The sequence below is a fragment of the Streptomyces thioluteus genome, from assembly GCF_039535865.1.
Window position 1 is genome coordinate 16,434 of sequence record NZ_BAAAXZ010000134.1, and the last position, 10,676, is coordinate 27,109.

A 10,676-nucleotide genomic window follows, 5' to 3' on the forward strand; every position below is an offset into this window, starting at 1 on the left:
CGAGCCCTCCGACTGCTTATTGCAATTAACTTGCAGGTAGACGCTATCAGCAGGTGCGTGCCATTGGTTGCGAGAGGGGCCGAATGGGTCATGTCTCGTCCCAAAGACCGAGGCGGGGCCGGTCCTGGCGATCCAGGACCGACCCCGCCTCGGGAGGGGGAGGGTGGCGGGGCGTCAGCTCCGGCGGGCCGCCGCGAGCCGCTGCCGTACGTAGCCGACGAGGGCGAGGGCCACGGTGAGCGCGGCCGTCGCGTACAGCTGGACGGCGGTGTCCTTCTCGCGCAGCATCAGGCCGAGGATGAACAGGATGCCCAGCAGGGCGACGACGGTCAGGACGGGGAACCACCACATCCGCACCACCAGCCGCTCCGGCTGCTCGCGCTCCAGACGGTGGCGCATCATCAGCTGGGTGACCGCGATGAAGGCCCACACCACCAGCACCGCCGCGCCCGTCATGTAGAGCAGCCACTTGAAGACGGTGTCGGGCCACTTGTAGCTCAGCAGCACGGCGACGAAGCCGAACGCGGAGGACGCCACGACGGTCCGGCGCGGCACGCCGCCGGTGACCTTGCCCAGGAAGCGGGGGCCCTCGCCGCGCTCGACGAGCGAGTGCGCCATGCGGGACGCGCCGTAGATGTTGGCGTTCATGGCCGAGAGCAGCGCGATCAGGACGATGACGTTCATGATCTGGCCGGCCGCGGGGATGTCGAGGTGCTCCAGGACGGCCACGTACGGACCGCCCAGGATCGACTTGTCGGTCCACGGGATCAGGGTGACCACGACGAGCATCGAGCCGACGTAGAAGAGGGCGATGCGCCACATCGCCGTACGGACCGCCTTGGCGACGCCCTTGACCGGGTGCTCGGACTCCGCGGCGGCGATCGTCACCGTCTCCAGGCCGCCGTACGCGAAGACCGACGCCAGCAGGCCGGCGACGAGGCCGTCCGTGCCGTTGGGGAGGAAGCCGCCCTGCCCGGTGAGGTTGGAGGCGCCCGGGGCGGAGGTGCCCGGGAGCAGGCCGCAGATGGCCAGGATGCCGAGGACGAGGAAGATGCCGATCGCGGCGACCTTGAGGGTGGCGAACCAGAACTCGAACTCGCCGAAGTTGCCGACCGCCGCCAGATTCATGCCGCAGAACAGGGCCATGAAGAGCAGCACCCACATCCACGAGGACGTGGCGGGGAACCACTGGACCATGATCGCCGCCGCGCCGAGGGCCTCCACGGCGATGGCCACGCAGAGCTCGATCCAGAAGACCCAGCCGGCGGTGAAGCCCGCCCAGGGACCGATGGCCTTCTCGGCGTGGACCGAGAAGCTGCCGGACGCGGGGTTGGCCGCGGCCATCTCGCCGAGCATGCGCATCACGAGCATCACGAGCAGCCCGGACACCGCATAGGCCAGCACGATTCCCGGGCCGGCGGCGGCGATGCCCGCCCCCGAGCCGACGAAGAGCCCCGCGCCGATGACCCCGCCGAGGGCGATCATCGACAGATGGCGCTGCTTGAGACCGTGCGACAGGGCGGTGCCGGAGTCCGGCGGCACTTCGGTGACCGCGCGCTCGGGCGCGGAGGTCGCATCTATCCGAGTCATGGTCGTGTCTGTCCCCGTGAGTGAAAGGAGTGGTGATTGTTGAAACAACTGCGAAAAGTTGCCTCAGTGTGGGGGTGATGTTCGCTCAGGACAACACTTGTCACACGGATGTCCGATATTTAGACGCGGTGATGACTCTCCGCACCTGAAATATCGCCAGAATCAATGTTTGCTATCGGCCGGAACGCTCGGTCCGGCGCAGCCGGAGCTCCCGGAGCCCCGCCACCGCCAGCACCGCGCCCGTCGCGAGCGCCGACCACATCAGCTGCGGACGGGCTCCCGCGTCGGCGACCATCAGGACCAGGATGCCCGCCATGCCGGCCAGGGCGGCCCAGGTCAGATAGGGGAAGCACCACATGCGCAGGGTCAGCCGCTCCGGCATCTCCCGCTCGATCCGGCGCCGCAGCCGCAGCTGCGAGGCGGCGACCAGGCCCCAGACGAAGAGCAGGACCGCGCCCACCGAGTTGAGGAGATAGCGGAAGATCGAATCCGGCCAGTAGAGGTTGAGGACGACCGACGCGAAGCCGAAGGCCACCGAGGCCAGCACCGCCCGGACCGGCACGCCGCCGCGCGAGACCTTCAGCAGCGCCCGCGGCGCCTCGCCGCGCTCGGCCAGCGAGAAGACCATCCGCGACGAGCCGTAGAGGTTGGCGTTGAGCGCCGACAGCAGCGCCACGAAGATCACGATCTGCATGATCTGCCCGGCCGACGGCACCCCGATGTGGTCGAGGACCGCCACGTACGGGCTCTGCCCGGGCTTCAGCGACGACCACGGCAGCAGGGTCACGATGACCAGCATCGAGCCCACGTAGAAGAAGAGGATGCGCCACACGGCGCTGCGCACCGCCCGGCCCACCGCGCGCTCGGGGTCCTCGGACTCGGCGGCGGCGATGGTGACGACCTCCAGGCCGCCGAAGGCGAAGGCGACCGCGAGGACGCCGGAGATCACCCCGTGCCAGCCGTGGGGCAGGAAGCCGCCCTGACCGGTCAGATTGCTCATGCCCACGGCCTCGGTGTCGGGCAGCAGCCCGAAGATCGCCAGCAGGCTCAGGCCGAGGAAGAGGAGAATGGCGCCGATCTTCAGCGCGGCGAACCAGAACTCGAATTCACCGAAGTTCTTCACGGCGGTGAGATTCGCGGTGGTGAACACCACCATGAATACCAGGACCCAGGCCCACTGCGGCATGCCCGGCACCCAGCCGTGGGCGATCTGCGCGGCGGCCGTGGCCTCCACGGCGAGCACGATCACCAGCAGGAACCAGTAGAGCCAGCCGACCGTGAACCCGGCCCAGCGGCCCAGCGCGCGCTCCGCGTGCACCGAGAACGAGCCGGAGGCGGGCATCGCCGACGACAGCTCGCCCAGCATCCGCATCACCAGCATGGCGAGGGCGCCCGCTATCAGGTACGAGACGATGATCCCCGGACCCGCGACGGAGATCCCGGCGCCGGAGCCCACGAAGAGGCCCGCGCCGATCACCCCGCCCAGCCCGAGCATCGTCAGGTGCCGCTGCTTGAGCCCCGCGGACAGCGGCTCTTTCGCGCCGACGAGGGACTCGTCGGCGGAGGGTGCGTCGTGCATGGGCTCGTAACTCTCGGTCGGTGCGGCGCGGGGTCGCGCTGTGCACGCGCGAACCTGACCCCCATTCTCCCGACCGGGTCGCCGTAACCAAGCTGCTTGCACCATCCCGTGACGAGCATCACTTACCGGCGAAACCCGCCAAAGCGCCCCCGGGCGGCTTTGTGACGCGCGCCCATGCCGATTCGAGCGGCCTGGGCTAACGTCACGGTGTTCTTACGCGTGCTTGATTTTCTGTCCCTCCTTCCAGCGGAGTACCGATGGCCACCGCCGCAGTTGCTGCCCCCCGGACCGGTACGGTCCTCGCCGATCTCCTGCCCGCCTCGTCCGCGCGCGTCCGGGACGCCGCCCTCGTCGTCGGTGGCGCGGCCCTCACCGGCGTCGCCGCCCAGCTGACCGTCCCGGTCCCGGGTTCCCCGGTGCCGGTCAGCGGCCAGACCTTCGCGGCGCTCCTCGTCGGCACGGCGCTCGGCGCCCGCCGCGGCTTCCTCTCCCTCGCGCTGTACGCCGTCGCCGGCGTCGCGGGCATGCCGTGGTTCGCCGAGGCGAAGTCCGGCGCCGCCTTCCCCTCCTTCGGCTACGTCCTCGGCATGCTGCTGGCCGCCACGGTGGTCGGTGCCCTGGCCCGCCGCGGCGGCGACCGCTCGGTGCTGCGCACCGCCGGCACGATGGCCCTGGGCTCCGCGATCATCTACGCGGTCGGCGTGCCGTATCTGGCGCTGGCGCTCCACGTCTCCTTCGGCCAGGCGGTAGCCCTGGGCCTGACCCCGTACCTCATCGGCGACGCGGTGAAGGCGGCGCTGGCGATGGGCGCGCTGCCGGCGGCGCGGAAGTGGCTGGAGCGGCGGGGCTGAGTGCGCCGCCCTTCCGTACGGGAGCCCGCGCTCTACGGAGCGCGGGCTCCCGGCTTTTCGGCCTCTTCCTGGAATCCACCGTCAGCGTTCGTAGCGGGGCAGGTCCTTGGTCGGCATGTCTCCGCCCAGGTGGTCGGGGAGGGGGACCGGTTCCCCGTACTTGCCTTGGCTGATCGTCCCGTATCCCTCGTCGGTCGGGCGGGAGTACAGGGCCCACTTGGCAGCGGCGGGGTAGAGATAGAGGAGCACGGGGACGCGGGCCTCGGCGTACCACGCGATCTTGTCGGCGACGCCGACCGGGCGCTCGGAAGGAGAGGTCACCTCGATGGCGAGTTCGACGTCCTCGCCGGACAGCAGCCAGTCGTCCGAATCCATCATGTCCACCGGGCACACCAACAGGTCTGGAGTGCTGTAGTCGTCCGGGTCGTCCGGGAGGGGGATGGAGACGTTCTCGTAGGCACGCAGGCCATCCGCACGGCACGGACGCAGCAGCTCCCGTAGATCGTCCACTGTCTGTGCATGGCGCCGTCGTGGCGTGGGGGACATCATGAGGGTTCCTCGGATGATCTCGACCCGGAGGTCGCTCCGGTTTTCGATCTGTTCGGCGATCTCACGAGGACTTCCCTGGAGCCGCGGCAGAGTGCGCAGCTCGGGCTGCTCGACCTCCGGCTCGGGGCCGTAGGGCCGGTATGCGTCCGGAGAGGGTGACTCGTAGTGAACGGGCTGCGCGGACAATGCTCACTCCTTCCCTGGTACTGCCCAGTCTGCCTCGTGTCGGAGCGGGGCCCCGACGCCGTGCGGCCGACCGTATGCATAAACGTGATCACCAGACCCTGTGCGACTGCTGTCGCCGCACACTCGCCCGCTGTTGATCGAACCTGTCGGCTACGGCGTCCGGACCTGACCGCCACGAACCCGTAAAAGCATGAACGCCCGGTCCGCCTCCGAACGGAGATGCGGACCGGGCGCTCGCCCGACATGGGGCCGCTACTTCGACACGGCCGCCTTACGCCGCCGCTCCAGCACCAGCCCGATCGCCAGCACGACCACCGCCACCAGCACCGACAGCAGTACCTGCTCCCGGTTGTCGCCCCCGTCGTAGACCATGTAGCCGAGCACGAAGAGGATCATGCCGATCGTGGCCCAGGTCAGGTACGGGAACAGCCACATCCGCACGACCAGCTTCTCCGGCGCCTCGCGCAGGATGATGCCGCGCATCTTCAGCTGGGTGAAGCAGATGACCAGCCACACGAACAGCGCGACCGCGCCCGACGCGTTCAGCAGGAACTTGAAGACCGTGTCCGGCCACATGTAGTTGAAGAAGACCGACAGGAAGCCGAAGACCACCGAGCCGAGGATCGCCGCCTGCGGGACGCCGCGCTTGTTGACGCGGGCGAAGGCCTTCGGCGCGTCACCGCGTCCGCCGAGCGAGAAGGCCATGCGGGAGGCCGTGTAGAGGCCCGAGTTGAGGCAGGAGAGGACGGCGGTCAGCACGATGACGTTCATGATCTGGCCGGCGTGCGGGATGCCGATCGAGTTCAGCGCCGCGACGTAGCTGCCGTCCTTGAGGATCGCCTTGGAGTCCCAGGGCAGCAGGGTGACGACGACGAAGATCGAGCCCAGGTAGAAGACCGCGATGCGCCAGATCACGCTGTTGGTCGCCTGCCGGACCGCGCGCTGCGGGTTCTCCGACTCGCCCGCGGCCAGGGTGACGATCTCGCTGCCCATGAAGGAGAAGACGACCATCAGCACGCCGGTGAGGATCGCCCCGGGGCCGTGGGGCAGGAATCCGCCGTGGTCGGTGAGGTGGGCCAGCCCCGCCCCCTCGTTGTCCGAGCCGGGCAGCACGCCGAAGACCGCGAGGCCGCCGATGACCACGAACGCGGCGATGGCGACGACCTTGATGCCCGCGAACCAGAACTCGAACTCGCCGTACGAGCTGACCGAGGCCAGGTTGGTCGCGGTGAGCACCACCATGACGATCAGCGCCCAGGCCCACTTGGGGACCGCGGGGACCCAGCCGTTGAGGATGCCGGCGCCCGCCCGTCGGCCTCGACCGCCAGCACCACGACCCAGAAGAACCAGTAGAGCCAGCCGATCCGTGAAGCCGGCCCCAGCGGCCCAGGCCACCGGTGCCGCGTAGCGAGAAGGAGCCCGTAGGTCGGGTTGGCCGGCGGCCGGCATCCTCGCCGAGCATCACCGCATCACGAGGACGACAGCGGCGCCCACCAGGCGCTGTAGAGAGACCAGGATGTGCCGGCGGCCCGCAACAGACGGCGATTGCCGGTAACTCCCGATCTCCGACGAGAGAGCACCGGCGCGCCGCTCGACGCCGCCAATGGCGATCATGGAAAGGTGGCGTATACTGAGGCCGGAACCATATGAGGCCGTCGACCACCGCGCGCAGAGGACTGACGGCGGCGTCTGCGGATCAAAGCCGGACGCTCGCGACGGGCTACCCTTTGATCATGGCGGCGGTATCGCGTCGCATGGACAGTGTCACTTAGGTTTCGCGATGCACTCGCGTCACACGAGTCTCCTCCGACTTTGCTCCCGCATTAGAACGTTCATCACGCACTCTATTTCGGTACTGAGCGGCGGGCGCGAATCCATGGGAGGGTCGTGTGCGTTCACTGCCCGTGACCGTCGGCGTGGGCCCGGTGCTGTGAGCGTTGCCGCCGGGACAGTGCCACACTCGGACGCATGCGCCTGTGTACCGTCGCTCCGACCGATGCCGTTAGGGGCTGAACTCACGCCAGTCCCACCGTCGTCTAGTCGGCTTCAGAGGCCCCACCGGCGTTATCACGAGCCGCGTCGTGACTGCGGTGCACACACATCTGACGACGCCCGAGGGTGACGACTACCGCCGTTCTGTCCTTGCGCGATCGCCGAGCGACAGCGGCCGTCCGCGGAACGAGCGGCACAGCCTCGGCATCGTCGCTCGGTCGCGCGCTGCGGCAGAGCGTGCGAGCAGAGTCGCACCGCGAACGGAAAGGTGACGGCGTCCGCGCCGCGCTCGGTCTGAGCGAGCAGCACCGCGCGCGCTGGCGCGCGAGCACAGGCGACGCCAAACGTGATGCGCCCGTGCCGTCGGCGCCGGGCGGAGTGCACTCCCCGAGGAGGTGGCGACCAGTTCGTCGATTGTATCTTCCTTCGTCTAAACGTGCCGTATCTCATGGGTGCCGGTGAGACGGGTCACACCGCCGCATCGTCGAGCTGCACGTGAGCCGCTACGAGACCACCGGCGAGCTCCCGCGCTCCCGGCGCGGGCCCACCCGCAGCAGGACTAACGACCACCCTCGACCCGGCAACCGGGCCCGGACCGCATCACGCACGGCCGCGGCCGCTCGAACGCCGTATCCCGGACCCACATCACGGCGTAAGACTCTCGATCGCCCGCAGGGCACACAGATCCACGGTGCCACGCCTGGTGCCGCCGACCACCACGCCCCTCTGTCGCGGAGTGGCTGGCCGCGTCCGGCGACGATGCCGGCCCAGGGCGGGCGGAGCTATCGAGGGAATCACGGCGCCGCCCTCGTCGACGACGCAACCGCTCGCGCGAGGCCGAGGCCGCACGGGCCTACACGCCACCTCGTCTCCTCGGCTTCAGAGGCCGCCAGGGGCTGAGATGCCACCTGCACCTCGGCCTCTTCGGCAAAGTACACCCTCGGCACCGACGCGCCCCCGGCCACTGCACACCGTCCGGACTGCGCCTGCGACCGCGGACTCCTACGCCGACCTGCTCGCGCCCACCGCCTGCGCGCTGCTGACCGACGCGAGAGCAGGTCGATATCTCCACGTGACCGTGCCTCGCCGCCGCACCGCGGGCTGCGCGCGGGGGAGGACCCCGTACGCCAGCCTGCGGCGGATCTCCGCGCCATGCAGGACAGCGTCGCCGCCCTGCTGATGACCAGAAGGTGATCTCCGGCGTCGGCAACGCTCTACCGGGCCGCAAGCGCTCTTCTTCCGGCACACGGTCGCATCGAACCTACGCACCGGACGCGACCTCAACCCGTTGGAACCGAAACTCGGAGACTGCGATCTACGGTGCGGAATAACTGTACCGCCAACCTGCCATGCGGCGGAAGCCCACCCTATCAGAGCGCCGCACACACGCATCGAACTACCGTCGCCCCGATAGCACACCCCTCGCACAGTCGATGTCGGGATGACATGTCGGTCGCGCCGCCCTGCTAGCGGGGCAACCGACCACGAGCGCGGGCGCCCAAAAATTCGGGTGTAATTCGGGTTCTAGCACCCGTCTGCGCCGGATCTCGGCGCCCAGCCACACAGATGCCACTAAACAGGTCACCCACCCGCCCGGCACCTCGTCGACCGCAACCATCGTCTAGTAAGTCCCAGTGGCGGCTGTGCTAGCGGCCACCTGACCGTACGGGATCCGCGGCACATCCCGAGCCCCCTTCTCGAGCCCGGGGCAGCACGTCGTCGCACGGCTGTTAGTGCAGCCGCCGCCCCGTGCGTTCGCGCGACGGCGCACTCGTGCACACTCCTCGAGTGGTCGATACCCGACGGCAGTCCGGCCACCCGCCGGCCTGGTCACCCCTGTGTCGCTCCCCGCCGTATTGGCCCCGTCATGCGGACGGCCCACGCACAGCCTGGCTGATATCCAGCTGCGAACGCGTAGTACAGGCAGTATCAGCCCCCGCCTGTATATCCCGCTGATCATGCGCGCGGCGCACGCTATTAGACAATAGCGTTGCTACCAGACCGGCGGCCTTAGCGGCGGGGGCCATGCCGATGTACGGACTGTCGGGCCGATAGAAATCGGCAAATCGGCTGCCGCCCTCGTATGACTGACGTCGGCGAGGACCGGAGCCCCGGATCGTCCCCGGACCCCTTAATGACGCAAGTATGCCGAGCGTTGGCAACCGAGCGTCGCCACGCAGCGTGCCGCAACGCCGCCAGGCAAACCGGTGCGACTACTTCCGCCGTGCCGACGCGCCTCCGAGAACAGCGAACCTGGAGAACCCTTTATCCATGTCCCACTAGTATACGCTCTAGTGCTAACATCCGTCGTAACCACCCACGCCCTGCGTACCCATCCGGGGCCACCATCGGCCCCTTAGCCGAGATACAGGTTGCGAGGGCTCACCCCGCCGCCGCTCCTCGATCACATGGCCTCCTCGATACCCGTCGACCGTCGTGGCCTTGCTGCCTGCCGCACCCTCCCGCCAGCCGTTCCCGCGGCCCCGTATACGCCGGCGCGCGTGCGGCCACCAGCCCTCATACGGTCCACTGAGAGTCCGCCTGGTCCTCCATCAGTAGCTGCCCATTAGTAGCTCTACGGCGCGCAACCTGGAACTCGCGTCCAACGTCCCGCACCCATTGCCTGGGTCGTCGTCGCGCCCCAGTCGGGGCTATATTCCTCGGGCCCTGCCTCCTCAGCATCAGTCCATTGTACAGCGCCTAGAAGCTTTTAGACCCTGCCGGAACGAGACGGACTGCATGACAGCGTGTACTTCGCATTTGCCCCCACTAAGACACACCGCGTATTGTACATCCAGGTCCGAGTACTCTGCGTGGTCATCCTGTGCTCTACTCATCAGGATTCTATGCTAGCTACTGAAGCTGCCATTCGAATAGCGCTAGCTGTCCCCGCTGCACGCGAGGCTGCACGCCCGAGTTCGTCAATGCCGCCTGCGGACTGACCGCGCCGGCCTCGTCTGCGCGCACATTGGCTGGTGCTGTGGTCTCGGCTGACCCTCAGCTCCGTGCCGCAAAAGCCTGCGAGGTACGTCCTCACACCGACGATCCTGCCTGCCTGTCGATTGTAAGGCATGGCACGCCGTACCCTCGCCAAGCCGGCCCCGAGACGTGCCCTACATACCTCCTCCGGCGCCTAATCGGCTGGGCACACAGTCCTTAGGCACGCCCTTCCATGCCCACCGCACGCCCTTCCTGCCCCATGCCGCCAACGGGCTACCTCTGCGCCTAGTAACTGGCTAGAACGCAGTAGGGCCTTCGCCAACTCCGGCTTCCACCTCGTCCTTCGGACCTCGACAGCGGTGGAACTGTTACGCTAGCTCTGTCTCACGCGGGCACGTCCACCGGATCGACCATCCTCAAGACGTCGCCGACACTCCATGTTACCAGGCCGGACGCTGAGGACACGAGATAGGCCCGACACCCGAGGACCGGCTTGTCTACGGCGTTAACGATCGGCGGCCGAATTCCACTCCCTAAGGACCCCAGCCGGACTATGCGCCCTAGGCACGACGTTCCTGATGCTCTGCACTCGACGTGCGGACTGGTCAGTGGAAACCTCGGCAACGCGACTCAGCGAGGGCCTATTGGTACCGCTGTCACCTCACCGGAAACGAGGCTCTGGAACGTTATGTCACCGACCGTGCAAATTCGCGGCGCGCACCGCTCTGCGCTTCGTGATTACGAAGCGGTTTCGCCAGAGGCAAGTCAAACGACGACCGCGCGCTGCTGCTCATCTTGCCGCTTTGACCGGCCGCAACCTTAAAATTTTTTTTCTCCCTACGGAATTCGCCCACCCACCACCCCCGCCGTACGAAGGCCGAACCGGCCGTCTAATGTGCTTCAATTCGCGCGCCGGGACGAGACACCCGCAATTAGCCGATTGTAGATCCGCCCCGCGCCATCATCGATTCAACGCTAGCAGATGTTCG

At 68.0% G+C, this 10,676-nt stretch carries 4 protein-coding genes and 1 pseudogene; 1 reads left to right on the forward strand and 4 read right to left on the reverse strand.

What is annotated here, in order from left to right; all coding sequences use genetic code 11:
• Positions 1-174: 174 nt before the first annotated feature.
• Both ABD794_RS17900 and ABD794_RS17905 read right to left on the reverse strand, forming a co-directional pair.
• On the reverse strand, positions 175-1,590 hold the full coding sequence (locus tag ABD794_RS17900) for an amino acid permease (protein ID WP_344964566.1): 1,416 nt from the start codon (positions 1,588-1,590) through the stop codon (positions 175-177).
• A 172-nt stretch (positions 1,591-1,762) separates the two neighbouring features.
• The gene (locus tag ABD794_RS17905; RefSeq protein ID WP_344964568.1) at positions 1,763-3,169 is read right to left on the reverse strand and encodes an amino acid permease; all 1,407 of its coding nucleotides are present in this window, start codon (positions 3,167-3,169) and stop codon (positions 1,763-1,765) included.
• A gap of 257 nt (positions 3,170-3,426) precedes the next feature.
• Here ABD794_RS17905 and ABD794_RS17910 point away from each other — a divergent pair, with 257 nt between their 5' ends.
• Positions 3,427-4,020 carry a biotin transporter BioY gene (locus ABD794_RS17910; RefSeq protein ID WP_344964570.1) on the forward strand — a complete coding sequence of 198 codons (594 nt, stop codon included), beginning with the start codon at positions 3,427-3,429 and terminating at the stop codon, positions 4,018-4,020.
• An 81-nt stretch (positions 4,021-4,101) separates the two neighbouring features.
• Here ABD794_RS17910 and ABD794_RS17915 read toward each other — a convergent pair whose 3' ends face one another.
• Both ABD794_RS17915 and ABD794_RS17920 read right to left on the reverse strand, forming a co-directional pair.
• Positions 4,102-4,755 carry a Uma2 family endonuclease gene (locus tag ABD794_RS17915; protein WP_344964572.1) on the reverse strand — a complete coding sequence of 218 codons (654 nt, stop codon included), beginning with the start codon at positions 4,753-4,755 and terminating at the stop codon, positions 4,102-4,104.
• 252 nt (positions 4,756-5,007) lie between these two features.
• A pseudogene (locus tag ABD794_RS17920) lies at positions 5,008-6,369 on the reverse strand (amino acid permease).
• Positions 6,370-10,676 lie beyond the last annotated feature (4,307 nt).